The sequence below is a fragment of the Kitasatospora sp. NPDC048239 genome (assembly GCF_043202015.1).
Taxonomy (GTDB): domain Bacteria; phylum Actinomycetota; class Actinomycetes; order Streptomycetales; family Streptomycetaceae; genus Kitasatospora.
On sequence record NZ_JBICZP010000012.1, the window covers coordinates 27,800 to 53,248 of the forward strand.

A 25,449-nucleotide genomic window follows, 5' to 3' on the forward strand; every position below is an offset into this window, starting at 1 on the left:
GCGGGGCCGGGGCGGGCGCGGGCGGGGGGGGGGGGGGGGGGGGGCCGGGGGGGGGGGCCCGCCGCGGGGGGCCGCGGGGGGGGGGCGCCCCCGCGCCCCCCCCCCCCACGGCCGCCTCGCCCGCGTACTGCTCCAGGCAGCCGCGGGCGCCGCAGGCGCACTCGACGCCGTCCGGCCGGATGGGGATGTGGCCGAGTTCGCCGGCGAAGCCGCGGGCGCCCCGGAACAGCCGCCCGTCGATGACCAGGGCGGCGCCGATCCCGGTCTCGGCGGAGACGTGAACGAAGGTCTCCACGGCCGGCTCGGCGCTCCAGTACTCGGCCAGCGCCCCGAGGTTGGCCTCGTTCTCCGGTTCGGGCACGGTGTCCGGGTCGGGCCAGTGGTCGGTGAGCCGGACGCCGTGCCAGCCGAGGTTGGGCGCGCGCTCGACCAGTGCGCCGGGCCCGTTGGGCACCACCCCGGGCACGGCCAGGACGCGGCCCTCGACCCGCAGTCCGAGGCCGGCGGCCTCGGCCTCCGCCTCGGCGGCCAGCGCGGCGACCTCCGCCAGTACCTGCCCGGCCGGCCGGCCCTCGTTGGCCCGTTCCACCCGGCGCCACACCCGCGGCTCGCCGCGCAGGTCCACCACGCACGCGCCCAGGTGCGTGACGCCTATCTCCAGGCCGAGACCGGCGGGGCCCTCGTCGATCACCGACAGTGCGCGTCCCGGGCGACCGACCCGCCCGTCGGGCGGGATCTCCGCCTCGGTCAGCGCACCCCGCCCGATCAGCTCGTCGACCAGCGACGAGACGGCCGCCCTCGTCAGGCCGACACGTCCGGCGACGTCCGCACGGGACAGCGGGCGGGACAGCGAGCCGTGCGCGGCCACCGCGCCGAGGACGACCGAGAGGTTCCGCCGTCGCATGTCCTGTTGCGACGCGGGCCCGTTCCCCGGGCTGGTCTTCGCCTTGCCGACCACTGTCACGCGCCGCTCCTCCTACCGGTCCTCGGCCGGAGCGCCCTGCAAGGCCCCGGCCCGACGCAGGGTATCCCCGATCCGCATCAGGGCGTCCTCGTCCCGCTTCACCGGCTCCAGCACGGGGCCCCGCGCCGTATTCCAGCGGCGGGCTACGGCGTCGGCCGGCTCGCCGGTGAGCAGCGCGGCGGCCTGGGCGGCGGCGCCGAGCGCGACCAGTTCCTCTGCGTCGGGCACCTGGACCGCACGGCCCGAGAGCCGCAGGACGGTCCGCTGCCAGGCCTGGCCGCGGGCGCCGCCTCCGATCAGCAGCAGCGGCTCGTCGCCGGCCGGGTCCGTGCCGCCCGCGCGCAGCACGCCGTCCAGGGCGGCGAGCAGGGCGTGGGCGGCGCCGTCGTAGGCGGCCTGCAGCAGCTGCCCCGGGGTGGTGTCGTGGCGCAGCCCGTGGACCAGGCCGGAGGAGTCCGGGAGGTCCGGTGTCCGCTCGCCGTCCAGGTAGGGCAGGACGACCGCGGTGCCGCCGTCCTCGACCTCCTCGCGGCCGCGTCCGAGCAGGGCGGCGAAGCGGTCGACGGCGAGGGTGCAGTTGAGCGTGCAGGCGAGCGGCAGCCAGCCGCCGAGGGCGTCGGCGAAGCCGGCCACGGTGCCGCTCGGGTCGGCGGGCCTGGTCCGGCCGACGGCGTAGACGGTGCCGGAGGTGCCGAGGCTGAGCACCGGCTGTCCGGGGAGCAGGCCGAGGCCGAGGGCGGCGGCCATGTTGTCGCCGGTGCCGGTGGCCACCGGTGTGCCCTCGCGCAGCGGCGTCCCCGGGCGGACGACGCCGGCCCGGCTGCCCGGGACCAGGACCTCGGGCAGCAGGCCCGGGTCGAGGCCGATCCGGGCGAGGACGTCCCGGTCGTAGCCGTCCGGACCCCACCAGCCGGTTCCCGAGGCGTCGCCCCGGTCGGTGACCGCCGCCCCGGTCAGCCGCTCGGTCAGGAAGTCGTGGGGCAGCCGGACGGCCGCTGTGCGCTCCGCGGCGGCGGGCTCGTGGGCGCGCAGCCAGGCCCACTTGGCGGCGGTGAAGGCGGCGGTGGGCACGCTGCCGGTGCGGCGGGCGAGTTCCGCGGCACCGATCGCGGCCTTCAGCCCGGCGGCCTGGGGGGCGGACCGGACGTCGTTCCAGAGCAGCGCCGGGCGGACCGGTGCCCCGGCCGCGTCCAGGGTGACCAGGCCGTGCTGCTGGCCGGCGATCGAGACGGCGGCCGCGCGGTCCGCCCAGCCGGTTCCCGCCGCGGCCTCCCCGAGCGCCTGCCACCACTGCTCGGGGCCGCTCTCGCGACCGGCGCCCGTGCTGACGGTGTGCGGGGCGCGGCCCCGGCCCAGGACGGTGCCGGTGTCGAGGTCGACGGCGAGCGCCTTGGTGGACTGGGTGGAGCTGTCGAAGCCGATCACGACGCGCTGTTCAGCCATGCGTTCCTCCGATGGGGTTCCTTCTGACGTTCCGGCATACTAATTTGTTGAGAGCCCTGACAAACACCCCTTCGGCACTGAACCCGGAGCCGCTTCATGTCCAGCGACACCCTCACCCCCACCCCCGCGCACAAGTTCACCTTCGGTCTGTGGACCGTCGGCTGGCAGGGTCGCGACCCCTTCGGCGACGCGACCCGCCCCGCCCTCGACCCGGTCGAGACCGTGCAGCGACTGGCCGCACTCGGCGCCTACGGCGTCACCTTCCACGACGACGACCTGATCCCCTTCGGAGCCGGCGAGGCCACCCGCGAGCAGACCGTCAAGCGGTTCCGCGCCGCGCTGGACGGCGCCGGGCTGACGGTGCCGATGGCGACCACCAACCTGTTCACCCACCCGGTCTTCAAGGACGGTGCCTTCACCGCCAACGACCGCGACGTACGGCGCTACGCGCTGCGCAAGACGATCCGCAACATCGACCTGGCGGCCGAGCTCGGCGCCTCGGTCTACGTCGCCTGGGGCGGGCGCGAGGGTGCCGAGTCCGGCGCGGCCAAGGACGTGCGCACCGCGCTCGACCGGCTGAAGGAGGCCTTCGACCTGCTGGGCGAGTACGTCGAGCAGCAGGGCTACGACCTGCTGCTCGCGATCGAGCCCAAGCCCAACGAGCCGCGCGGCGACATCCTGCTGCCCACGGTCGGCCACGCCCTGGCGTTCATCAACGCGCTGGAGCGGCCCGACCGGGTCGGTCTCAACCCCGAGGTCGGCCACGAGCAGATGGCCGGGCTCAACTTCCCGCACGGCATCGCCCAGGCCCTGTGGCACGGCAAGCTGTTCCACATCGACCTCAACGGCCAGTCCGGCATCAAGTACGACCAGGACCTGCGCTTCGGCGCGGGCGACCTGCGGCAGGCCTTCTGGCTGGTCGACCTGCTGGAGTCCGCCGGTTACGACGGCCCGCGGCACTTCGACTTCAAGCCGCCGCGCACCGAGGACTTCGACGGCGTCTGGGCCTCGGCGGCCGGCTGCATGCGCAACTACCTGCTGCTGGCCGAGCGTTCCCGCGCCTTCCGGGCCGACCCGCAGGTACAGGCCGCGCTCGCCGCCTCCCGGCTGCCCGAACTCGCCCTCCCCACGGCCGAGGACGGCCTGGCCGGGCTGCTCGCGGACACCTCCGCCTTCGAGGAGTTCGACGTCGACGCCGCCGCCCTGCGCGGCATGGCCTTCGAGCAGCTGGACCAGCTGGCCCTCGAACACCTCCTCGGCGCCCGCTGAACCACGTGCACCCGCTGAGCCGGGCCGTGCCACCGGCACGGCCCGGCTCTCGCCGCCACGCCGCCACGCCGCCCGTCGCTCCGATCGGACGGAGCAGCGGGCCCGGCACGGACGCCGGTGACGCCCCGACAGCTCCCCCGGGCGAGTTCTCGCAGGTCCGTACCCTGCGCAGCCCGCCTGAGCACGTAGCGTCGGGGGCTAGCCGGGGCCCGGCGGAAGGTTCGTGACCATGCGCGAAGCCTGACCACGCGTGCGGAAGCCGAAGCCGATGAGGATGACGCTCTCTCCGGCACCGAGGGGCGTCCGGCCATGCGGAGCGGTTGTACACGCCGGTCGCGTGAAAGGCCCTGTCGATCTCCCAGTGCTGGTTGCCGCCACCACGCCCGAAGTCCGGTGAGAAGGCGTTCGCGGAGCCGTACCACCACGGCCCGGAGCCGAGGCCGTCTATCGAAGGGCCCGGAGCCGGGTGAGGGCTTCGGCGAGCATCCGGTGGCAGAACGCCAGGTGCTCCTCCCCGTAGCCGCGTGGCGCGCACTCCACGACGAGCAGCAGGCCCAGGTAGAGCTGGTAGAGCGCCACCCGGTGGTGACCTCGTCCAGGGCGTAGCCGCCCTCGGACACCAGCGCGCGGAGGTCCGACGGCGGTACGTCCAGCGGCGACCGCCAGTGGTCGGCGTCGTCGAGGAGCGCGTCGACCATGGCCGTGAACGCCGTCCGCCAGTCGGCGGCGGACAGGCCGGACTCGGTGGCCGGGTACCCGAAGCGGCCGTCCTCCGGGGCCAGGGTGTGCAGCCGCGCGGTGATCGCGCCCAGTCTTCGGCGAAGCAGGGCCTCCGTTCCGGCGGGAAGCTGCTCCGACCTGTCCCAACGATCCCCCTCCGGGACGGACAGGACGATGAACGCCACGAGACCGCCCCGCCGCGCCCGACGGCGGCCGCGGGCGCGTGGTACGACGAGTTCGGCAACCTGCCCGCGGGCCTCCCGCTGCGTGCCGTACCCGGCGGTCCGCTGGCGCTTCCGGCGGGCGCGACCGCGACCCGCTGGGTGGAGGGCCTCACCGCCACCGATGCCACCGAGCTGGCCGGCTACGACCACCCGCACTTCGGCCGCTGGTCCGCCGTCACCACCCGGGCCCACGGCGCCGGCCGGGTGACGTGCGTGGGAACGGTGCCCGGGCGCGACCTGGCCCGGGCGCTGGCCGCCTGGCTGGCCCCCGCGCCCGCCAGTGGCTGGCGCGACCTGCCCGCGTCCGTCACCGCGACCACCGGGACGGCCCCGGACGGGCGCCGCGTCCACGTGGTGCACAACTGGAGCTGGCACCCCACCCGGGCCCAGGCCCCGGTGGACCTGACCGACGTGCTGGGCGGTGCCTCGGTGCCCGCCGGCGGGTCGGTCACCCTCGGCGCCTGGGACGTACGGGTCTTCGTCGCGTCCTGAGCACGAACGGGGGCGGCGGGCCCGGTCGGCCCGCCGCCCCCGTTCGTTTCTCCCTACTCCGCGGAGAAGCGGTACACCGTCCTCGACCGGTACTGCTCCCCCGGACGCAGGACGGTGGAGGGGTACTCGGGCCGGTTGGGCGAGTCAGGGAAGTGCTGGGTCTCCAGCGCGATGCCCGCGTGGGCGGGATACGGGCGGCCGGAGCGGCCCGTCAGCGAGCCGTCGAAGTGGTTGCCGGTGTAGACCTGGATCCCCGGCTCCGTCGTCATGCACTCGACGCGGCGGCCGCTGGCCGGGTGGCTCAGGATGGCGGCGCGCCGGTACCCGGTGCCGTCGAGCACCCAGTTGTGGTCGAAACCGCGGCCGGCCCGGTGGATCTGCCCGTGCTCCTCGGCGATGCAGGTGCCGAGCCTCCGGGCCCGGCGGAGGTCGAACGGCGTGCCGGCCACGGGCTCGACCGGGCCGAGAGGTATCAGCTCCTCGTCCACGGGCAGGTACCTGCCGGCCTCGACCCGGAGCAGGTGGTCGAGCACCGTGCCGCTGCCCTCGCCCGCCAGGTTGAAGTAGGCGTGGTTGGTGAGGTTGACGACCGTGGGGGCGTCCGTGACGGCCCGGTAGGTGATCGAGAGCTCCCCGTCGGGATCGAGCAGGTACGTCACATCGGCGGTGACGGTCCCCGGGAACCCCTGGTCCCCGGCGAGGCTGCGGGTACGGAAGCGGACGCCGACCTGCCGGTCCGCCCGGACCGGCACACCGTCCCAGAGGCGGGTGGCGAAGCCGTCCGGACCACCGTGCAGGGTGTGCCCGGTGGGCTGGGTGGCCAGCCGGTGCGTCGTACCGTCGAGGGGCAGCACACCGCTGGCGATCCGGTTGGCGTAGCGGCCGACGATCGCGCCGAGGTACGACGCTCGGCCGAGCAGGTCCTCCACACTGCCGCCGCCGAGGACCACATTGGCCCTCCGCCCGGCACGGTCCGGCACGTTCAGGGTCTGGAGGCGGGCCCCCAGGCTGAGCACCTCGGCCGTCACCCCGGTCCGCGAACCGAACGTCCAGCGGGTGATGCGCCGGCCGTCCGGCATCGCCGCGGCGACCTCCTGGGCCACCGTCAGGTCACCGGGGGAGACGAGTGCGTCTCTGGGCACGGGCTTCTCTCCGTTCGAGGGGGTGCGGGAGGGGGGTGCGGAAAAAGGGCGACGCCCGCCGTGCCGGCGGGCGTCGTCGCGCAGGGGACTGCAAGGGATCACAAACCCCGGGCCAGCCGGTGGTAGGCCTGGTTCCAGCGCAGCTCCTTGGTGAAGCGGCGGATCGTGGTGTCGTCGTCGATCACCAGGAGTTCGACTCCGAGCATCTCGGCAAGGTCGTCGAGCTCCTCGGTGCCGAGCGCCGCGGAGAGCACGGTGTGGTGCGGCGCGCCGGCCGTCAGCCAGGCCTCGGCAGAGGTCTGCAGGTCCGGACGCGGCCTCCAGACGGCCCGGGCGACGGGCAGGTTGGGCAGCGGCTCCGGTGCCGGAACGACGTCGACCTCGTTGGCGACCAGCCGGAAGCGGTCGCCCAGGTCGGCGAGGCCGACCACCACGGCCGGGCCGGGCTCGGCGTCGAAGACCAGCCGGACCGGGTCCTCGCGCCCGCCGATGCCGAGCGGGTGGACCTCGCACGAGGGGGTGCCGGCGGCGATGCTCGGACAGACCTCCAGCATGTGCGCGCCGAGGATCAGCTCGCTGCCGAACTCCAGGTGGTAGGTGTAGTCCTCCATGAACGAGGTGCCGCCGGGCAGTCCGGCGGCGGCCGCCTTGAGGGTGCGCAGCAGGGTCGCGGTCTTCCAGTCGCCCTCGCCGCCGAAGCCGTAGCCGTCGGCCATCAGCCGCTGCACCGCCAGGCCGGGCAGCTGGCGCAGCCCGCCGAGGTCCTCGAAGTTGGTGGTGAAGGCCTTGAATCCGCCCTGCTCCAGGAAGCCGCGCAGGCCGAGCTCGATGCGGGCGGCGTAGCGCAGTGACTCGTGGCGCTCCCCACCGGCCCGCAGTTCGGGCGCGAGGCGGTAGCCGTCCTCGTACTCCTTGGTCAGTTCGGTGACGTCGCCCTCGTCGGCCGCATCCACCGCGTCCACCAGGTCGTTGACACCGTAGGTGTTGACGGAGACCCCGAGCCGCAGCTGGGCCTCCACCTTGTCCCCCTCGGTGACGGCCACGTCGCGCATGTTGTCGCCGAAGCGGGCGAGCTTGAGGCCGGCGAGTTCGGCGCGGCCGGCCGCGGCGCGGACCCAGGTGGCGACCCTGGCGGCCACGGTCGGTTCGCTGACGTGTCCGGCGACGGTCTTGCGGGCGACTCCGAGGCGGGACTGGATGTAGCCGAACTCGCGGTCGCCGTGGGCCGCCTGGTTCAGGTTCATGAAGTCCATGTCGATGGACTGCCAGGGCAGTTCGACGTTGGCCTGGGTGTGCAGGTGGAGCAGCGGCTTGCGCAGGGCGTCGAGCCCGGCGATCCACATCTTGGCCGGGGAGAAGGTGTGCATCCAGGCGATCAGGCCGATGCAGTCGTCCGCGGAGTTGGCCTCCAGGCAGATTCGGCGGATGGCGCTCGCGTCGGTGAGGACGGGCTTCCAGACGATCTCGACCGGCACGGCGGAGTCGCGGTTCAGGGTTTCGGCGATCCGCTGGGACTGCTCGGCGACCTGGCGCAGCGTGTCCTCGCCGTACAGGCCCTGGCTGCCGGTCAGGAACCAGACCTCGCGGCCTTCGAGTGGCTTGGTCATGGGGTGGCTCCTCACCGGCCCTGGGGCTGGCCGTAGACGTTCTGGTAGCGGAAGTTGAGACTGTCGATGTCCGCTTGGGCGATCGGCAGCGGTTCGCCGAGCTGGCGGGAGAGGTGGACGGTTCGGGCGACGTCCTCGCACATCACGGCGGCCTTGACCGCCGCCTTGGCGTCCTTGCCGATGGTGAAGACACCGTGGTTCTGCATCAGGACGGCGGGCGAGCGGTGCCCCTTGAGGGTGTCCACGATGCCCCGGCCGATCGAGTCGTCGCCGATCAGGGCGAAGGGGCCGACCGGGATCTCGGCGCCGAACTCGTCCGCCATCGCGGTGAGGACGCAGGGCACGGCCTCGCCGCGGGCCGCCCAGGCGCAGGCGTAGGTGGAGTGGGTGTGGACCACACCACCGACCTCGGGCAGGTGGCGGTAGACATAGGCGTGCGCGGCGGTGTCGGAGGAGGGCGCGTGGTCGCCCTCGACGACGTTGCCGTCCAGGTCGCAGACGATCATGTTCTGCGGCGACAGTTCGTCGTAGGAGACGCCACTGGGCTTGATCACCAGCAGGTCCTCGCCGGGGACGCGGGCGGAGACGTTGCCGGCGGTCCAGACCACCAGGCCGTAGCGGACCAGTTCCTGGTGGAGGTCGCTGACCTGGCGGCGGATGGCGTCGATGGTCGCGTTCACAAGGCCTCGCTCGTCGTCGTGAGGGCGGCGTTCCGGATGTCGCGCAGGCGGTGCAGGAGCTTGTCGGCGCCCCGGCCGAAGTGGTCGTGCAGGGCGCGGTACTCGGCGAAGAGCAGGTCGTAGGTGTCCGCGGCGGCCTGGTCCGGCCGGTAGGCGCCCTGCTGCACCCGGCCCATGGCATCGGCCGCGGTCCGTACGTCCGGATACGCCCCGGCGGCGACGGCGGCGTGGATCGCGGAGCCGAGGGCCGGTCCCTGCTCGGACTCCGCGACCGAGACCGGGCGGCGCAGCACGTCGGCGTAGATCTGCATCAGCAGGGCGTTCTTCTTGAGGCCGCCGGTGACGACGAACTCGGTGACGGGGACGCCGCCCTGCTCCAGGGCCTCGACGATGACGCGGGTGCCGAAGGCGGTGGCCTCCAGCAGGGCGCGGTAGACCTCCTCGGGGCGGGTGGCCAGGGTGAGTCCGACGATCACCCCGGACAGGTGGTGGTCGACCAGGGTGGAGCGGTTGCCGTTCATCCAGTCGAGCGCCACGAGTCCGTGCGCGCCGACGGGTTGGTCGGCGGCCTTGCGGGTGAGGAGCCGGTGCAGGTCCTCGCCGTTCGCCTCGGCCTCGGTCAGGTAGTCGGCGGGCACGCCCTGGCGCAGCCACCAGGCGAAGATGTCGCCGACGGCGCTCTGGCCGGCCTCGTAGCCGTAGGAGCCGGTGACGATGCCGTCCTCGACCACTCCGCAGATGCCGGGGACGTCGGCGAGGGTGGCACCGTTGACGACGTGGCAGGTGGACGTGCCCATGATGGCCAGGAGTTGGCCGTTGTCGACGGCCCGGGCGGCCGGCGCGGCGACGTGGGCGTCGACGTTGCCGGCGGCGACGGGCGTGCCGGCGGGCAGACCGGTCCACTCCGCGGCCTGCGCGGTGAGCCCGCCCACTCGGGAGCCGAGCGGGGAGAGCGGGTGCTCCAGGCGGGTGCGGGCGAAGTCGGCGAAGTCCGGGTGGAGCGCGGCGAGGTACTCCTCGCCGGGGTAACTCCCGTCCTGGTGGATGCCCTTGTAGCCGGCGGTGCAGGTGTTGCGGCTCTCGGCGCCGGTGAGCTGCCAGACGATCCAGTCGGCGGCCTCGATCCAGCGTGCGGTCGCGGAGTAGACGGCCTGGTCCTCCTCCAGTACCTGGAGGGCCTTCGCGTACTGCCACTCGGCGGAGATCCGGCCGCCGTAGCGGGAGATCCACTTCTCGGCGCGGGCGTGGGCCAGCGCGTTGATCCGGTCCGCCTGGGGCTGCGCGGCGTGGTGCTTCCAGAGCTTGGGCCAGGCGTGCGGGTGGGACGCCCAGGCGTCCGTCTCGGCCAGCGGGGTGCCGTTCGCGAGCACGGGCAGGACGGTGCAGGCGGTGAAGTCGGTGGCGATGCCGATGACGCGGGCGGGGTCGATGCCGGCGGCGGCGAGCGCGGCCGGGACGGCGGTGCGCAGCACCTCGCGCCAGTCCGCCGGGTGCTGCAGCGCCCAGTCGGGCGGCAACGCCTGGCCGGTGCCGGGCAGTTCGCGCTCGATGACGGCGTGCGGGTAGTCGTGGACGGCGGTGCCCAGCTCCTCGCCGTCCCGGACGCGTACCACCACGGCGCGGCCGGAGAGGGTGCCGAAGTCGACGCCGACGACGTAGCGGTCCGGGTCGGGGGCGGCAGGAATCACAGTCACTTCCTCATCCTTCGTACGGGAGGCCTGCGTTGTCGCCTGTCGCCGGTGCGGCCTCAACCAGGGCAGGGCGGTCCGCGCCGGCGACAGGCTTCGTTCCGCCGCCTCTCCCTCTGAAGGCCGGAACGGGTGGCCGTCGGCCGGGCGCACAGAAGCGGGATGGGTGACCCGGCCGACGGAGCAGGGAAAGCGTTGCTGTTAACGCTCACATGAATTGTTAGCGCTAACAAACGTGCTGTCAAGGGTAGGTTCCGCGCGGTCGGAGCGCGGTCTTCGAGGCGCGCGTGCACCGCGGACCGGATCCCGGGGCTGCCCGTTCAGCTCCCGATGACCGGGCCCACGCTGCGTCGCAGCACCAGCTCCGGGGAGATCTGCACATGGGCCGACGATGGCCTGGCACCCTCCAGCTCCCCGACGAGCAGCTCCAGGGCCCGTCTGCCGAGTTCGCCGAAGTCCTGGCGCACGGTGGTCAGCGGCGGGATGAAGTACGCGGACTCCGGAATGTCGTCGAAGCCGACCACACTGATCTCGTCCGGGACCGACCGACCGGCCTCGTGCAGGGCACGCAACAGACCGAGGGCCATGTGGTCGTTCGCACAGAAGACGGCGGTGACGTCGCGCAGTCCGGCGATCCGCAGCCCCGCCTGGTAGCCCGAGCGAGCGCTCCAGTCGCCACGCTCCACCTCGGGCACGGGGGCTCCGGCCGCCTGCAACGTCAGCCGCCACCCCTCCTCCCGGTCCTGGCTCTCCAGCCAGTTGGCCGGCCCCGCCAGGTGGTGCACCGTGCGGTGCCCCAGGTCGAGCAGGTGCCCGGTGGCCTCGCCGGCACCGTAGCGGTTGCCCACCGACACCATCGGCACCTGGGTCTGATTGCCCGAACCGACCGCGACGAGTGGCACGGAGCTGGAGAGCCGGGCCACCGCGCTGACGGCGGAGATCTGCGGCGCGATCACCACGACACCCTCCACCCCCTGGTCGCGCAGCCGGTCGACGGCCTCCTGGACCGAACGGCCGTCAAGGGAGCGCAGGCTCGTCACGCTGACGAAGTACCCGGCACTGCGCGCGGCCCGCTCGATGCCGTCCAGCATCGACGCGGGGCCGTACAGCGCCGAGTCGAAGCTGACCACCCCGAGGGTCTGCGAGCGTCGGGTGACCAGCGCACGGGCGGCGGAGTTGGGCCGGTAGTCGAGCTCCCGTATGGCCGCCAGCACCCGGTCCCGGGTATCGGGCCGCACGTGCGGGGCGCCGTTGAGCACCCGGGACACCGTCTGGTGGGACACCCCCGCCAGTTTCGCCACGTCCGCCATCACCGGCTGCCGTGATTCCGTCCCGGCGCTATCGGTTCCCACTCGCAGTCCCCTCCTCGGCTGCGGACCACAGTACGCGACCAGGTCCAGGCCAATCCGTCACCCTCGGTCCAACCGGCGGCTTCTCTTGATACCAGCCCCACAGGGCACTCACATCTGCCGACATTGCCAAGTTAACGCTCACAGCCACGCCATGGAGGTGATTGCCGAGATCGCCGACCCGCACCCCCGCCTCGGCGGCGCCCGGTGAGCGGTTCGACACCCAGCGCGTTCGGGCCGGGAGCGGAGCGGTGAGCGGCAGCGCCGCCGGGCCGGCCCCGTGGCGACGGGCCGCCACGCCACGGCGTTCGGCCCCCGCTCCGGACCACCTCCTCCCCGCGCGGGGCGGCATCCACCGCGCGCGGTCCACGACCCCGCCGGGCGAGAGGAACGTACTGCGCCGGCCACCGAGGCGGGATTCGCCCCCGACATTCGCCCCGGAACGGATTCAGTACGCCCCGGACCGCCGCCACCACGACGCCGCTACCCGGTCGCCGCCACGGCGCGAGTACCGCACCGCACCCCCGAACCCCCGCGGCGCACCGATCCGAGCGCGGCATACCGGCCGCCTCACCCGAGAAGGCCGCGGCGAAACATCGGCGATGTTAGCGATAACAATACATCGCATCGCCATGGTACTGTCACTGCCGAAAGTCGTCGGCGAGGTGAACTTCCGACCTCCTTCGAAATGATCCCGAGCGGCTCTCCATGAAAGGGGCCGCCGGGCCGAAATCCGGGGCCCTTCCGGTCTCTCGTCAGCCTTTTCCCGCCATCCCCCGGTCGCACGAGAAGGCAGGCGGCCGCTCTCTCCCCCGGCGGCGACCGGAAGGGTTCCCCATTTCCCGGAAGTCGACGCCATTTCGAGCGTCCGCCGAATTTCCGCCTCGGCGCCCATTCAGCGGCATTCCCGCCGCGCGGATCCGCAGCACGGATCCGGACGCGCAGCGCCCGCGGGAACCGCTCCGCCGCCGACCGGCGACCACCCCTTCCGGATCCGACATCACGGACGCCCGGCCACCGCGCGTCGGGGCGGTCGCCTCGCTCGCGAACTCGACATTCCCTCGCAATTCACCGGTCATCCACCTGATCGCCGCAGGGCGGCCACCTCTCCGGCGGGCACACACACGGCCGGACCGGCCGACGGAACGCTGCGACCCAACAGTGATCCTGCACCTCTTGACGCCGCCCTTGTGAGCGTTAACACTTCATGTCACGCCAGGCCAGAGCTACCGCAGCCCGCTATTCCACAGCACCGGGAACCGCTCCGGCCGGCCCCCGCCCGACCGCTCCCGGTCGCCCGACCAGGGTCGCCCTGTGCCGGTCGCGGAACATCATCACTGGAGGAACTTGTGCGGAAGCTTTCAGCGGGCCTCGTCGCGGCGGGCCTGACGCTCTCGCTCGCGGCCTGCGGCCAGAGCGCCAACGGCGCCGGCGACGGGACGGCCAAGGGCGACGCCAAGGGCGGGCTCGTGGGCATCGCGATGCCGACCAAGTCGTCGGAGCGCTGGATCAACGACGGCACCAACATGGTCAAGGAGTTCCAGGCCAAGGGCTACAAGACCGACCTGCAGTACGGCGACAACGTGGTCGAGAACCAGGTCTCCCAGGTGGAGAACATGATCACCAAGGGCGCCAAGCTGCTGGTGATCGCCGCCATCGACGGCTCCTCCCTCACCAACGTGCTGCAGAAGGCCGCCGACGCGCACATCCCGGTCATCTCCTACGACCGGCTGATCCGGGGCACCCAGAACGTCGACTACTACGCGACCTTCGACAACTACAAGGTCGGCGTCCTCCAGGGCAGCTACATCGCCGACAAGCTCGGCCTCAAGGACGGCAAGGGCCCGTTCAACATCGAGCTGTTCGCCGGCTCGCCGGACGACAACAACGCCACCTTCTTCTTCAACGGGGCGATGAGCGTCCTCAAGCCGTACCTGGACCAGAAGAAGCTGGTCGTGCAGAGCGGCCAGACCAACTTCAACCAGGTCGCCACGCTGCGCTGGGACGGCGCTCTCGCCCAGTCCCGGATGGACAACCTGCTGAGCAAGGCCTACACCAGCACCGACGTCGACGCCGTGCTGTCGCCGTACGACGGCATCTCGATCGGCATCCTCTCCTCGCTCAAGGCCGTCGGCTACGGCACGGCCAAGTCGCTGCCCGTCGTCACGGGCCAGGACGGCGAGCTGGCCTCGGTGAAGTCGATCATCGCGGGCGAGCAGACCCAGACCGTCTACAAGGACACCCGCCAACTCGCCAGGGCCGCCGTCCAGATGGGCGACGCGCTGCTGACCGGCGGGAAGCCCGAGGTCAACGACACCAGCCAGTACAACAACGGCGTCAAGACCGTCCCGGCGCAGCTGCTCCAGCCGGTCAGTGTCGACAAGGACAACTACCAGAAGGTCCTGGTCGAGAGCGGCCAGTACACCGCGGACCAGCTCAAGTAGCCCGTGGGGCCCGGTCGACGGGCCCCACGCCGAACCGGCGGTGCGGAACCCGGGAGCGCCCCGTGACCCGGGCTCGCCCGGGCCCCCTCCCCCACCGCACCGCCCCGAACGATACGGACGCACAACCATGGCTGGACCCGTTCTCGAAATGCGGTCGATCAGCAAGTCGTTCCCCGGCGTCAAGGCGCTCTCCGAGGTCAACCTGAGCGTGGCCGCCGGTGAGGTGCACGCCATCTGCGGCGAGAACGGCGCCGGCAAGTCCACCCTGATGAAGGTGCTCAGCGGCGTCTACCCGCACGGCGGTTACGAGGGCGAGATCCTCTTCGAGGGCGAGCCCTGCCGCTTCAAGGACATCCGGGCCAGCGAACAGCGCGGCATCGCCATCATCCACCAGGAACTGGCCCTGGTGCCGTACCTGTCCATCGCCGAGAACGTCTTCCTGGGCAACGAGCACGCCACCCGGGGCATCATCAGCTGGCACCGCACGCTCACCCACGCCGCCGAACTGCTGCGCCAGGTCGGCCTGGCCGAGAGCCCGCACACCCGGGTCGCGGACCTCGGCGTGGGCAAGCAGCAGCTGGTCGAGATCGCCAAGGCGCTCGCCAAGAAGGTCAAGCTGCTCATCCTGGACGAGCCGACCGCCGCGCTGAACGACGAGGACAGCCGCAAGCTCCTCGACCTGATCCTGGAACTCAAGGCGCAGGGCATCTCCTGCATCATCATCTCGCACAAGCTGAACGAGATCACCAGGGTGGCCGACGCCGTCACCATCCTGCGCGACGGACGGACCATCGAGACCATCGCGATCGGCCCGGAGGGCATCTCCGAGGACCGGATCATCCGCGGCATGGTCGGCCGGGACCTGGAACACCGCTACCCCGAACGCAACCCCGAGGTCGGCGAGATCGCCTTCGAGGTCGAGGACTGGACCGTCCGGCACCCGATCGATCAGCAGCGCACCGTGGTGGACGGCGCCTCGCTGAACGTCCGGCGCGGCGAGATCGTCGGCATCGCCGGGCTGATGGGCGCCGGCCGCACGGAACTCGCGATGAGCGTCTTCGGCCGCTCGTACGGGCGGTGGAGCGGCGGGCGGGTGCGGCTGCACGGCCGGGAGATCCGCACCCGGACGGTGCCGGAGGCGATCGGGCACGGCCTCGCCTACGTCACCGAGGACCGTAAGCACCTCGGCCTGAACCTCATCGACGACATCAGCCGGAACATCTCGCTGAGCGCGCTCGGCAAGGTCGCCCGGTTCGGCCGGGTCGACCGGCACGCGGAGACCAAGGTCGCCGAAACGTTCCGGCGGACGATGAACATCAAGGCCCCGACGGTGTTCACCCGGACCGGCACCCTCAGCGGCGGCAACCAGCAGAAGGTCGTCCTCAGCAAGTGGATCTTCGCCGAACCGGAGGTGCTGATCCTCGACGAGCCCACCCGGGGCATCGACATCGGCGCCAAGGCGGAGATCTACACCGTCATCGCCGAGCTGGCCGCCCAGGGCAAGGCCGTGCTCGTCATCTCGTCCGAACTCCCCGAACTCCTGGGCCTGTGCGACCGGATCTACACCATGGCCGAAGGCCGGATCACCGGCGAGGTCGCCCGCGCCGACGCCACCCAGGAAAACCTCATGCGGCTCATGACCATGAGCACCGCATCCAGCAACGAGCAGGTGTGAGGCATGGCCCCGACCGAGATCATCCCGGATTCGTCCCCGAAGGCGCCGCAGGCCGGCCCGAGCCCCTCCATCGGCTCCGCCCTGGCCGGAGCGCTGCGCGGCAACGTACGCCAGTACGGCATGCTCGTCGCCCTCGCGCTGATCGTGCTGCTGTTCCAGATCTGGACGGACGGCATCCTGCTCCAGCCGCTCAACATCACCAACCTGATCCAGCAGAACGGCTACATCCTCATCCTGGCGATCGGGATGATGATCGTCATCATCGCGGGGCACATCGACCTCTCGGTCGGATCGCTCGCGGCCTTCGTCGGGGCCGCCGCCGCCGTGATGATGGTCAAGCACCACGTGCCCTGGCCGGTGGCCCTGCTCGTGGCGCTGGTGATCGGCGCCCTCGCCGGCGCCTGGCAGGGCTTCTGGATCGCCTACCTCGGGATCCCCTCCTTCATCGTCACCCTGGCGGGCATGCTGCTGTTCCGGGGTGGCACCCAGATCATCCTGCAGGGCCAGTCGGTCGCCCCTTTCCCCAAGGGCTTCCAGAACATCAGCAGCGGATTCCTCCCCGAGGTCGGCCCGCACACCAACTACCACAACCTCACCCTGGTGCTGGGCTTCGCGGTGCTCGCCGTCGCCGTCCTCCAGGAGCTGCGCGGGCGGCGCCAGACCGCCTCGTACGGACTGGAGGTGCTCCCGCTCGGGCTGTTCCTGGCCAAGCTCGCCGTGATCACGGCGGCCGTGCTGGCGTTCACGCTGCTGCTGGCCAGCTACCACGGCGTGCCGATCGTCCTGCTGATCCTCGGCGCCCTGCTGGTCGGCTTCGGCTACCTGATGCGCAACTCGATCATCGGCCGCCACACCTACGCGATCGGCGGCAACGAGGCCGCGGCCAAGCTGTCCGGGGTGAAGAGCAAGCGCGTCGTCTTCCTCGCCTTCACCACCATGGGCGTGCTCGCGGCGCTCGCCGGACTGGTCTTCGCGGCGCGGCTCAACGCCGGCACGCCGCAGGCCGGCATCAACTTCGAGCTGGAGGCCATCGCCGCCGCCTTCATCGGCGGCGCCTCCGCCAGCGGCGGCGTGGGCACCGTCCTCGGCGCGATCATCGGCGGCCTGGTCCTGGGCGTGCTGAACAACGGGATGTCGCTCGTCGGCGTCGGCACCGACTACCAGCAGGTCATCAAGGGTCTGGTGCTCCTCGCGGCCGTCGGCTTCGACGTCTACAACAAGCGCAAGGCCGGTTCCTGACCAGCCCGGACCCGACCCGCCCCTGAGCGCGGGCGGAAACGACACCCGGTCGCGGGAAAGCCGAAGGGGTGCCTCTCAGCGAGAGGCACCCCTTCGCCGGACGGTCGTTCGGGATTCAGTGGGCCCCTTGCCGGATCGTCAGGTCCGCACCACCGGACGGCCCGCCCGCACGCCGGCGCCGGCCCTCCCCTCAGGCCGCCACGGCCGGGAGCCCGACCAGCTCGGCGCAGCCGCTGCGGTTGTGGCGCTCCTGCCACAGCTCCAGGGCGCTGCGGCAGGCGTGGTCGAGGTGGCGCACGCCGGAGAGATCGAGCCTGACGGGGCGGTCCGCGGGCAGTTCCTCCAGGGATTCCAGGGTCTCCAGCAGCCGGGGCAGCCGGAGGAAGGTGGCGTTCCCATGCAGGGTCACCCGGACGGCACCGTCGGCCGAATCGGTGACCGCGATCTGCAGGTGCGAGGTGTCCCAGGCGCTCTTGAGCACCGCGAGGAGCAGGCCGAGCAGCACGCCCTCGAGCAGGTTGGTCACCACGATGGCCAGGGCGGTGACCGTCAGGATCGCCGCCTCGCCGCGATCGGCCCGCCAGAGCGGGCGCAGCGTGCGGACCGGGACCAGCTTGGCGCCGGCGTGCACCAGCACGCCGGCCAGGGCGGCGAGCGGGATGGCGGAGAGCGCGGCCGGGAACAGCGCGGCGAAGAGCAGCAGCCACAGTCCGTGCAGCACCCGGGAGGCCCTGGTGCGGGCGCCGGCCTGCACGTTGGCGGCGCTGCGCACGATCACGGCGGTCATCGGGAGTGCGCCGAGGAGTCCGCAGACGGTGTTGCCGACGCCCTGGGCTAGCAGTTCACGGTCGTAGTCGGTGCGCGGGCCGTCGTGGAGGCGGTCGACGGCCGCCGCGCTGAACAGGCTCTCGGCGGAGGCGATCAGCGCGAACGCGAGCGCCGTGCCGAGGACCCCGACGCTGCCGAGCGCCGCGAGGTCGGAGCCGCCAGGCAGGTGGAGCACCCCGGCGAGGCCGGCCACCCGGACCCGGGCGACGGGCAGGTCGAACAGGGCGGTGGCGGCCGTCGCGGCGGCGACGGCGGCGAGCGGTGCGGGCACCGTCCGGACCCGGGCGGGCAGGCGCGTCCAGAGCAGCAGGACCGCCACGGTGCCGGAGCCGATCGCGACGGCGGCGAGGGCGTGCGGGCTCCTGGCGACCTCGGCGGCCAGGCCCGGGAGGCCGGCCAGTTTGGCCAGGCCGCCGGAGGGGCCCTTGGCGTCGGCCAGGGCGTAGAGCTGACCGGCGATCAGGACGAGGCCGATCCCGGCGAGCATCCCCTGGACGACGGAGACGGATATCGCCCGGAACAGTCGGCCGAGTCGGGCCGCGCCCATGGCGAGTTGGAGCAGGCCGGCCGCGGCGGTGATGAGGCCGAGGGTGGCGAGGCCGTGTTCCTGGACGGCGGCGAAGACCAGCACGGTCAGGCCGGCGGCGGGGCCGGACACCTGGAGGCTGCTGCCGGGCATCAGCCCGGTCACCACGCCGCCCACGATGCCGGTGATCAGGCCGAGTTCGGCCGGCACGCCGGAGGCGACGGCGACGCCCACGCACAGCGGGAGCGCGACCAGGAAGACGACGACGGAAGCGGGGAGGTCAGAGCGCAGAGTGCTCAGCCGAAGGGCGGGACGACGGGTCATCGGGTCCTCGGGAGAGTAGCGGTGCGGACGGTGTCGGTCCGGAGGGTGGTGGTGGCGGCGCCGCGGCGCGCGGGGCGGACAGGAGTGTGAGCGTTCACCGGCGGGGTGCCCCGGTTCGCGGCGGCTTCACAGCGGCTTCACAGCGGAAGGAAGAGTCCGGTGTCGGGCCGGTGGGCGAGCACCAGCCCGGTGTGGATCTCGTAGAACCAGCCGTGCAGCCGGATGCCGCCCTCCCGCAGCCGCCGGGCCACGGCCGGGTAGCCGCGCAGCCGGTCCAGCTGGGTGAGGACGTGGCGCTGCACGGGCCCGGCGACCGTGGGGTCGAACACGTCGGTCCCGTCCGCGCCGAGTTCGGCCGGGTCGGCCTGGCGCAACCACGCACGGACGGCGGGAACGACGCTGAGGTCCTCTCGGCGGACCACGGCGCCGACGGCACCGCAGTGCGAGTGGCCGCACACCACGATGTCGCGGACGCCGAGCACCTCGACGGCGTACTCGATGGTGGCGGTCTCGCCCGAGGCGGGCTCGTCCTGGTAGGCGGGGACGATGTTGCCCGCGGTGCGGAGCTCGAAGAGGTCGCCGGGGTCGGCGTTGGTGATCAGCGCGGGCACCACGCGCGAGTCGGAGCAGGTGATGAAGAGGGCCTGGGGTGCCTGGCCGGCGGCGAGGCCGGTGAGTTCCCGGCCGGTGTCGCCGGCGCGCTGCGGGAAGGCGCGGGCCCGGTCGATGAGCGGATCCATGGGGGTTGCTGCCTCCTTCGTGTCCCCGGCGGCTTCAGCCGGAGGGGCGGTGGACGGGGCGGTGCCTCGGAAGCGTGCGCTCCGGGCTGAAGGGTGCGTCAGTACGACGGGCGCAGCACGCCGCTGGGCCGCGTCGTCACCGGGGCCGTTACGGCGACCTGATGGTGCGTCAAGAATGAGTAAAGCACGGACATGGGAAGAGTAAAGAAGCGTTCCGGGCGCAATTTGTGCCGATCTCGTTAACATCCTGTTGCCCTGACCGGCATGGCGCCTTCCGCTCTGGAAAGCCGACGAACGTCTCGCCGTCCAGCGGCAGCTACGGCTGCGCCGGGCTCGCGGTCGACCCGCAGCACCCGTCGGCGGTGCTGGTCACCACGCTGGACCGCCGGCGGCCCTCCGACGAGCTCCACCGGTCGACCGACGGCGGCGCCACCTGGAAGGCGCTCGGCGCCGCCTCGGAGCGGGACAGCTCCGCGGCGCCGTACGTGGGCACCGGCATCGGGCACTGGGATCGGCGCGCCGGCCATCGACCCCTTCGACGCCGGGCACCTGCTCGACGGCACGGGCTCGGGCATCCGGGGAAGCAACGACGTGACGGCGGCGGACGGCGGACGCCCGACGCACTGGACCGACCCGGCCAGGGGCCTGGAGGAGGCCGCGGCCCTCGGACTGGCCATGCCGCCCGGCCTCCCGCTGATCGGCGCGCTCGGCGAGGTCGGCGGATTCCGGCACGACGACCCGACCAAGGCGCCCGCCAAGGCCCCGTCCGGGCCGCGTTCCGCTCCACCGACGGCGGCTCGACCTGGGTCCGGATCAACGACGACCAGCACCAGTTCGGCGGCGGCACCATCAACGTCGTCACCGGCGACCCCGACCGCTACGGCCGGGTCCACCTCGGTGGCTCCGGCCGCGGCGTGGTGTACGGCGACCAGTCCTGACCCCGGTGGCCGGCCCGTGGACGGGCGGCGGAGCCGTGGCCGGCCCGTGGACGGGCGGCGGGGCCGTGGCCGTCCCGTGGACGGGCGGCGGGGCCGTGGCCGTCCCGCCCTCGGGCCGGTCGCGGAAAAGGCCGGGCGATCGGTGCCGGAGCGGCAACCTTTCCGGCTTCGGCGGCCACTGAGTGGTGCAACGTCGAGTCGACCTACCGAATTGGACGGACATGAGGGCAACGAAGCACGCCGACCCGCGGGCGCGGCGAAGGCATGGACCTGCCGTGGGCATTCCGCTGGTACTGCCGGCCGTCGGGGTGCTGGTGTGCCTGGCCCTCGCGCTCCTCCCGGGGAACGGGGGCGGTCCCGGCACCGACGCCGCGCGACCGGTCGCCGCCTCCGGCGCGGCCACTGGCGCGGCCACCGAGGCGAGCGCACCGCCCGGCACCGGCGCCCCGGCCGAGGCCCCGCCCTCGGCGGGCACCAGCCCCTCGCCCTCGGCGCCGCCGTCCCCGGCCACCGGCCTCCCTCCCTCGGCAACCGGTGCACCGTCACCGTCGCCGTCGCCGTCGGCCGCCACCGCCACCCCGTCCCCCTCCGCCGCCACCAGCAGCGCCCGCACGGCTCCCTCCGCCGATTCCCCGGCAGGCCGGATCAAGCCGGGCACGAGCCACCCCGGCATCGCCACGTCCTACGACGCGGCCGACGGCAACGGCGCCTGTTCGTTCGGCCCGTCCGGCGATCTCATGATCGCGGCGATGAACCACACCGACTACGAGTCGTCCCGGGCCTGTGGAGCCCACGTGCTCGTCCGTGCCGCCAACGGGGCGAGCATCACGGTGCGGATCGTCAACGAGTGCCCGCTGCCCTGCGCGCCCGGGCAGCTCGACCTGAGCCACGAGGCCTTCTCCAAGCTCGCCGAGCTCTCGGTGGGCCGGCTCCCGATCACCTGGACGCTGCTGAGCCCCGGAACCGCGCCGGACACCATGTCGATCCGGTACAAGGATGGGTCCAGCCAGTGGTGGTGCGAGATCCAGGTGATCGGCCACCGGAATCCGGTGGCCACACTGGAGGTGCGGACCGGCGGCGGCTGGCGGCAGCTGCCCCGCACCGAGTACAACTACTTCCTCTCCCCAGACGGCACCGGATGCGGCGGATCGATCAGGGTCACCGACCTCTACGGTGAGCAACTGACCGTCGACGGGCTCACGGTGAAGCCGGACGTCGTCCAGCCGACCCGCGTGCAGTTCGCCCGGCATTGACCGCCCCCGTCGCGCCCCGGCGCCCGGTCGTGCCGCTCCGGGGCGGGCACGGCCCCGCCCCGGAAACGGGCACTGCTAGGCTCACGCCGATTGTTAACGCTCACATTGCAGGGAGAGGACGACCGGGGGAAATGCTCCTCGATGACACGTCCGCGGAGTTCCACGACTTCTTCGACCGCCACTACGCCGAACTCGCCCGTCTCGCCCACCTCCTCACCGGCGAGGCGGACGCGGCCGACGACCTCGCCGCGGACGCCCTGATCGCGCTGTGGCAACGCTGGGACCGGCTCCGCGCGGCCGACCACCCGATCGCCTACGCCCGCGGGGTGGTCGCCAACATGGCCCGGGAGCGAATCCGCAGCGCGGTCCGCGAACGGCGCCGGGTCCTGCTGTTCTGGACCCGCGGCCCCGAGAAGACCAACGGACCGGACGTGGCAGCCGTGCTGGACGTCCGTGCGGCGCTCGCCCGGCTCCCGTTCCGCAAGCGGGCGTGCGTGGTGCTTCGGCACGCCTTCGACCTCTCGGAGAAGGACACCGCCGTGGCGCTGGGCATATCGGTCGGTACGGTGAAGAGCCAGACCTCGAAGGGGATGGCCGAGCTGGAAAGAGCACTCGGCGCACGAGCGGTCGGCGAACTGACGACAGGAAGGAGGAACCGGTGAACGAGCACATCGCCCGGCAGCTGCGCGAGGCCGCCGACGCCCACCAGCCCGACCGTGCACGGATGCTGGCCCGCGTGCAGCGCGGCGCGGCCGGTCCCGCCGTCCGTCACCGCGCACGATCGGGCCTGCGGTCATGGCCCGGGGTCGCGTTCGCCGCCCTCGCCGCCGCCTGCGCCCTGGCCACCGGCGGACTCGCCGTGGCCGGCATCGTCCCCTGGACCCCGCCGCCGGACACCGCCACCACCGCACCGGCCGACCCCTCGCCGACGGCCACACCGACGCCGACGCGGTCCGCTCCCCCGACCGCCGCCCCGGCACCGGCGACCACCGCGCCGCCCACCGCCACCCCGGCGAGCCCTCGCCCGACCCCGTCGGCGAGCAGTCGGCCCCAGAACGGCCCGTTGTGGTCGGAGGGGTCGATCGACCCGCACAGCACCGTCTACTGGGCCCAGAGCAACCTCGCCCTCAGGACCACGCAGCCGCTCACCTCGCTCACCGTCGAACTGCGCATCACGCAGACCGGCGAGGTGCGGGACACCGGCAACTGGCGGACCCTGCCCGTGGACGACTTCACCATCACCGTCCAGGAGAGCGGCGGCGCACTGGTCTACCGCTGGGTGCTCAAGCCGGGCCGTACCGTCCCGGCCGGGCAGCACGAGTTCGCCGCCCAGTACAACCACGCCACCGGCGTGCGCGGTTCCGCGAACGACGGCTACCGCGTCGACGCCCAGTCCGCGGGCGGCCCCGCCTCCGTCTGGGGAGGCTTCCAGCCGGGCCGCTGAGGGATCGAACGGCCACTCCGGAAGTGGCCCGTGTGCGCGATCACACGGGCCGCTTCCGGCTGTGTGAGCGTGCACACGGGCCGCTCCGGGTGTGTGAGCGTGCACACGGCAACAGGGACGAAGAAGATCCTGCCGGTCCGGGGTCCGGAACGGCACGGCACCGCCGCCCAGCCGGGCGCGGAGGTCCGGAAGAGGTCCGGAAGAGGTCCGGAGGAGGGCCGGAGGAGGGCCGGTCGGAGTGCCCGGCATGAACGGGGCTGCGGCGATCCGGTGGCCGCCGATCGCGAGGGCGGGTGCCATCGGCAGGCCGCCGGGGGCGGCCAACGGGTCCCGGTGCCACGGCACGGACCGTGTGGCCGAACCCGACCCGGGCCGGAGGAGGCCGGCCGGAGCCGCTCGCGCCCCTGCCACGAGCGGCAGGCGAGACGTACGGGTGATCGAGGTCGCCGGGGTCGGGCGGGGCGCGTTCGGCGAAAGCGGTCAGCTCCTGCAAGAACGCCGGGGCATCGCCTGTCTCGTGTGGCACTCGGCCTCCCGTATCTGGGTGCTGACCCTCGCGGAGGCCTCCGGAACGAGCGATCCCGGGCGGCTCGGCCCTCTGACCGCACGGATCGGCCCCCGCCTGCCGCAGTGAGGAGCGGCCACCCGTGGCTGTGACGGGTGGCCGCGGACGTTCCACGACAGTGCTTGACCAGTGGGAGCGCTCCCACTTTGAGGGATCGCCGTGAGCCGGTCAAGAGGCTTGACGAGTCGAACGCCTCTGCCCACGAATCCCGGTAACTCCTCTTTTACTTGGCGGCAGTTGGCGCTACGGTCGGTGCCCACCAGTGGGAGCGGTTCCATCAGTCGGCGCGCCGGGAACGGCGTGTCCTCGCTGTAAGGAGTCGCTCATGCGACACCCCCCACCCCTCACAGCGCTGCTGGGCGGCGCGGTCCTCACCCTGGTGAGTGCCGTGTCCGCCGCGGCGGGTGCGGGCCAGGGCACCGCCGTTCCGCCCGGCTGCTCCGTGGCCTACTCCACGGTCAACCAGTGGGACGGCGGCTTCCAGGCATCCGTCGTCATCACCAACAACGCTGCACCGACCAGTGGTTGGAGCCTCGGATTCGACTTCACCGGCGGCCAGCAGCTGACCCAGGGCTGGAGCGCCACCTGGTCCCAGTCCGGCACCGACGTCACGGCCGCGAACGAGAGCTGGAACGGCTCGCTCGGGACCGGTGCGAGCGTCACCCTCGGCTTCACCGCCTCCTGGTCCGGCGCCAACCCGGCACCGACCAGGTTCACCCTCAACGGCCTTTCCTGCTCCGATGGTTCGGGATCATCCCCCAGCCCGACCAGCACCCCCAGCCCGACCGGCACCCCGACCCCGACCGGCACCCCCAGCCCGACCGGCACCCCGACCCCGACCGGCACCCCCACCACCACCCCCACCCAGCCCGCCGGCGCGCCCGAACTCGGCGTCAGCGGCACCCGGTTGACCGACCGGAGCGGCGCCACCCGCCGTCTGCTCGGCGTCAACCGCTCCGGCGGCGAGTTCATGTGCGTCCAGGGCCACGGCATCTTCGACGGCCCGGTGGACGACACCGCCGTGCGGGCCATCGCGGACTGGAAGGCCAACGCCGTCCGCATCCCGCTCAACGAGGAGTGCTGGCTCGGCCTGGACAACATCCGGCCCGAGTACCGCGGCGCCGCCTACATCGGCGCCGTCAAGGAGCTGGTGGCCCGCGTCCTCGCGCACGGAATGACCCCCGTCGTCGAACTCCACTGGACGTACGGCCAGTACACCGGCAACTCGGCGGGCTGCTCGGACGTGCACGCCTCCTGCCAGAAGCCGATGCCGGACGCCCGCTACACCCCGGCCTTCTGGACCTCGGTGGCGAACACCTTCAAGGACGACCCCCGGGTGGTCTTCGACCTGTTCAACGAGCCCTACCCGGACCGGGCCACCGCCACCGCCGAGCAGGCCTGGACCTGCTGGCGCGACGGCGGCAGCTGCCCGGGCATCGGCTACGAGGTGGCCGGCATGCAGGACCTCCTGGACGCCGTCCGGGCGACCGGCTCTCGCAACGTCGTGCTCGTCCCCGGGATCGCCTACGCCAACGACCTGAGCGGCTGGCTCGCCCACGCGCCCTCCGACCCGACCGGCCAACTGGCCGCCGCCTGGCACGTCTACAACTTCAACTCCTGTGCCGACGAGACCTGCTGGAGCTCGACTCTGGCGCCGGTCGCCGCCCGCGTCCCGCTCGTGGCGGGCGAGATCGGCGAGAACACCTGCGGGCACGGGTTCGTCGACCGCGTCATGAAGTGGTCCGACGACCGCGGGCTCTCCTACCTGGGCTGGACCTGGAACACCTGGGACTGCACCTCCGGTCCTGCCCTGATCAGCGGCTACGACGGTACCCCCACCGCCTTCGGCCTCGGACTGCGCGACCACCTTCGCGCCCTCGACGGACACTGAAAGG

20 protein-coding genes and 1 pseudogene are annotated in these 25,449 nt (G+C 72.8%); 10 read left to right on the forward strand and 11 right to left on the reverse strand.

Annotated elements, in window-relative coordinates; all coding sequences use genetic code 11:
• Positions 1 to 169: 169 nt before the first annotated feature.
• Positions 170 to 904 (reverse strand): annotated as a pseudogene (locus ACGFZP_RS27710) (ROK family protein); the annotation flags it as partial.
• Between the two features lie 72 nt (positions 905 to 976).
• Complete coding sequence (gene xylB, locus ACGFZP_RS27715; RefSeq protein WP_392938195.1) at positions 977 to 2,407, reverse strand: xylulokinase; 1,431 nt, start codon at positions 2,405 to 2,407, stop codon at positions 977 to 979.
• A gap of 96 nt (positions 2,408 to 2,503) precedes the next feature.
• On the opposite strand from xylB, the gene xylA reads away from it, so the two are divergent.
• Complete coding sequence (gene xylA, locus ACGFZP_RS27720; protein ID WP_392938198.1) at positions 2,504 to 3,676, forward strand: xylose isomerase; 1,173 nt, start codon at positions 2,504 to 2,506, stop codon at positions 3,674 to 3,676.
• 444 nt (positions 3,677 to 4,120) lie between these two features.
• Here the strand turns inward: xylA and ACGFZP_RS27725 are convergent, their stop codons facing one another.
• Complete coding sequence (locus tag ACGFZP_RS27725; protein WP_392938201.1) at positions 4,121 to 4,255, reverse strand: hypothetical protein; 135 nt, start codon at positions 4,253 to 4,255, stop codon at positions 4,121 to 4,123.
• 206 nt (positions 4,256 to 4,461) lie between these two features.
• On the opposite strand from ACGFZP_RS27725, the gene ACGFZP_RS27730 reads away from it, so the two are divergent.
• Complete coding sequence (locus tag ACGFZP_RS27730) at positions 4,462 to 5,112, forward strand: hypothetical protein (protein WP_392938204.1); 651 nt, start codon at positions 4,462 to 4,464, stop codon at positions 5,110 to 5,112.
• 53 nt (positions 5,113 to 5,165) lie between these two features.
• Here the strand turns inward: ACGFZP_RS27730 and ACGFZP_RS27735 are convergent, their stop codons facing one another.
• From ACGFZP_RS27735 to ACGFZP_RS27755, 5 genes are all read right to left on the reverse strand, one after another.
• Positions 5,166 to 6,254: an aldose epimerase family protein gene (locus tag ACGFZP_RS27735; protein WP_392938207.1), complete on the reverse strand. Its 1,089-nt coding sequence runs from the start codon at positions 6,252 to 6,254 to the stop codon at positions 5,166 to 5,168.
• A gap of 98 nt (positions 6,255 to 6,352) precedes the next feature.
• Positions 6,353 to 7,861, reverse strand: coding sequence for an L-arabinose isomerase (gene araA / locus ACGFZP_RS27740; protein ID WP_392938210.1), 1,509 nt, complete (start codon positions 7,859 to 7,861; stop codon positions 6,353 to 6,355).
• A gap of 11 nt (positions 7,862 to 7,872) precedes the next feature.
• On the reverse strand, positions 7,873 to 8,541 hold the full coding sequence (locus tag ACGFZP_RS27745) for an L-ribulose-5-phosphate 4-epimerase (RefSeq protein WP_392938212.1): 669 nt from the start codon (positions 8,539 to 8,541) through the stop codon (positions 7,873 to 7,875).
• Positions 8,538 to 10,235 (reverse strand): ribulokinase, encoded by a 1,698-nt coding sequence (locus ACGFZP_RS27750; protein WP_392938215.1) that lies wholly within the window; start codon positions 10,233 to 10,235, stop codon positions 8,538 to 8,540. Before ACGFZP_RS27750 ends, ACGFZP_RS27745 begins: the two co-directional genes overlap by 4 nt.
• Positions 10,236 to 10,549: 314 nt before the next feature.
• The gene (locus ACGFZP_RS27755) at positions 10,550 to 11,581 is read right to left on the reverse strand and encodes a LacI family DNA-binding transcriptional regulator (protein ID WP_392938218.1); all 1,032 of its coding nucleotides are present in this window, start codon (positions 11,579 to 11,581) and stop codon (positions 10,550 to 10,552) included.
• A gap of 1,346 nt (positions 11,582 to 12,927) precedes the next feature.
• On the opposite strand from ACGFZP_RS27755, the gene chvE reads away from it, so the two are divergent.
• The 3 genes from chvE (at position 12,928) to mmsB (ending at position 16,936) form a co-directional block, all read left to right on the forward strand.
• Positions 12,928 to 14,022, forward strand: a complete 1,095-nt coding sequence (chvE, locus tag ACGFZP_RS27760) for a multiple monosaccharide ABC transporter substrate-binding protein (protein WP_392938220.1) — start codon at positions 12,928 to 12,930, stop codon at positions 14,020 to 14,022.
• A 127-nt stretch (positions 14,023 to 14,149) separates the two neighbouring features.
• The gene (gene mmsA, locus ACGFZP_RS27765; RefSeq protein WP_392938222.1) at positions 14,150 to 15,697 is read left to right on the forward strand and encodes a multiple monosaccharide ABC transporter ATP-binding protein; all 1,548 of its coding nucleotides are present in this window, start codon (positions 14,150 to 14,152) and stop codon (positions 15,695 to 15,697) included.
• A gap of 3 nt (positions 15,698 to 15,700) precedes the next feature.
• Entirely contained in the window at positions 15,701 to 16,936 is a 1,236-nt protein-coding gene (mmsB, locus tag ACGFZP_RS27770) for a multiple monosaccharide ABC transporter permease (protein WP_392938224.1), read from the forward strand.
• 190 nt (positions 16,937 to 17,126) lie between these two features.
• On the opposite strand, the gene ACGFZP_RS27775 is transcribed toward mmsB, so the two are convergent.
• From ACGFZP_RS27775 to ACGFZP_RS27785, 3 genes are all read right to left on the reverse strand, one after another.
• Positions 17,127 to 18,614, reverse strand: coding sequence for a SulP family inorganic anion transporter (locus ACGFZP_RS27775; protein ID WP_392938226.1), 1,488 nt, complete (start codon positions 18,612 to 18,614; stop codon positions 17,127 to 17,129).
• 137 nt (positions 18,615 to 18,751) lie between these two features.
• On the reverse strand, positions 18,752 to 19,354 hold the full coding sequence (locus ACGFZP_RS27780) for a carbonic anhydrase (protein WP_392938229.1): 603 nt from the start codon (positions 19,352 to 19,354) through the stop codon (positions 18,752 to 18,754).
• Positions 19,355 to 19,670: 316 nt separating this feature from the next.
• Positions 19,671 to 19,853, reverse strand: a complete 183-nt coding sequence (locus ACGFZP_RS27785; RefSeq protein ID WP_392938232.1) for a hypothetical protein — start codon at positions 19,851 to 19,853, stop codon at positions 19,671 to 19,673.
• A 714-nt stretch (positions 19,854 to 20,567) separates the two neighbouring features.
• Here ACGFZP_RS27785 and ACGFZP_RS27790 point away from each other — a divergent pair.
• The 5 genes from ACGFZP_RS27790 to ACGFZP_RS27810 all read left to right on the forward strand — a co-directional run bounded on the left by ACGFZP_RS27790 (position 20,568) and on the right by ACGFZP_RS27810 (position 25,445).
• Positions 20,568 to 21,545 carry an expansin EXLX1 family cellulose-binding protein gene (locus ACGFZP_RS27790; protein ID WP_392938234.1) on the forward strand — a complete coding sequence of 326 codons (978 nt, stop codon included), beginning with the start codon at positions 20,568 to 20,570 and terminating at the stop codon, positions 21,543 to 21,545.
• Positions 21,546 to 21,676: 131 nt separating this feature from the next.
• On the forward strand, positions 21,677 to 22,207 hold the full coding sequence (locus tag ACGFZP_RS27795) for a SigE family RNA polymerase sigma factor (protein ID WP_392938236.1): 531 nt from the start codon (positions 21,677 to 21,679) through the stop codon (positions 22,205 to 22,207).
• Positions 22,204 to 22,989 (forward strand): hypothetical protein, encoded by a 786-nt coding sequence (locus ACGFZP_RS27800; protein ID WP_392938239.1) that lies wholly within the window; start codon positions 22,204 to 22,206, stop codon positions 22,987 to 22,989. Before ACGFZP_RS27795 ends, ACGFZP_RS27800 begins: the two co-directional genes overlap by 4 nt.
• Positions 22,990 to 23,422: 433 nt before the next feature.
• A complete protein-coding gene (locus ACGFZP_RS27805) occupies positions 23,423 to 23,623 on the forward strand; it encodes a hypothetical protein (protein WP_392938241.1) in 201 nt (66 codons plus the stop codon).
• A 256-nt stretch (positions 23,624 to 23,879) separates the two neighbouring features.
• On the forward strand, positions 23,880 to 25,445 hold the full coding sequence (locus ACGFZP_RS27810; RefSeq protein WP_392938244.1) for a cellulose binding domain-containing protein: 1,566 nt from the start codon (positions 23,880 to 23,882) through the stop codon (positions 25,443 to 25,445).
• Positions 25,446 to 25,449: the final 4 nt, after the last annotated feature.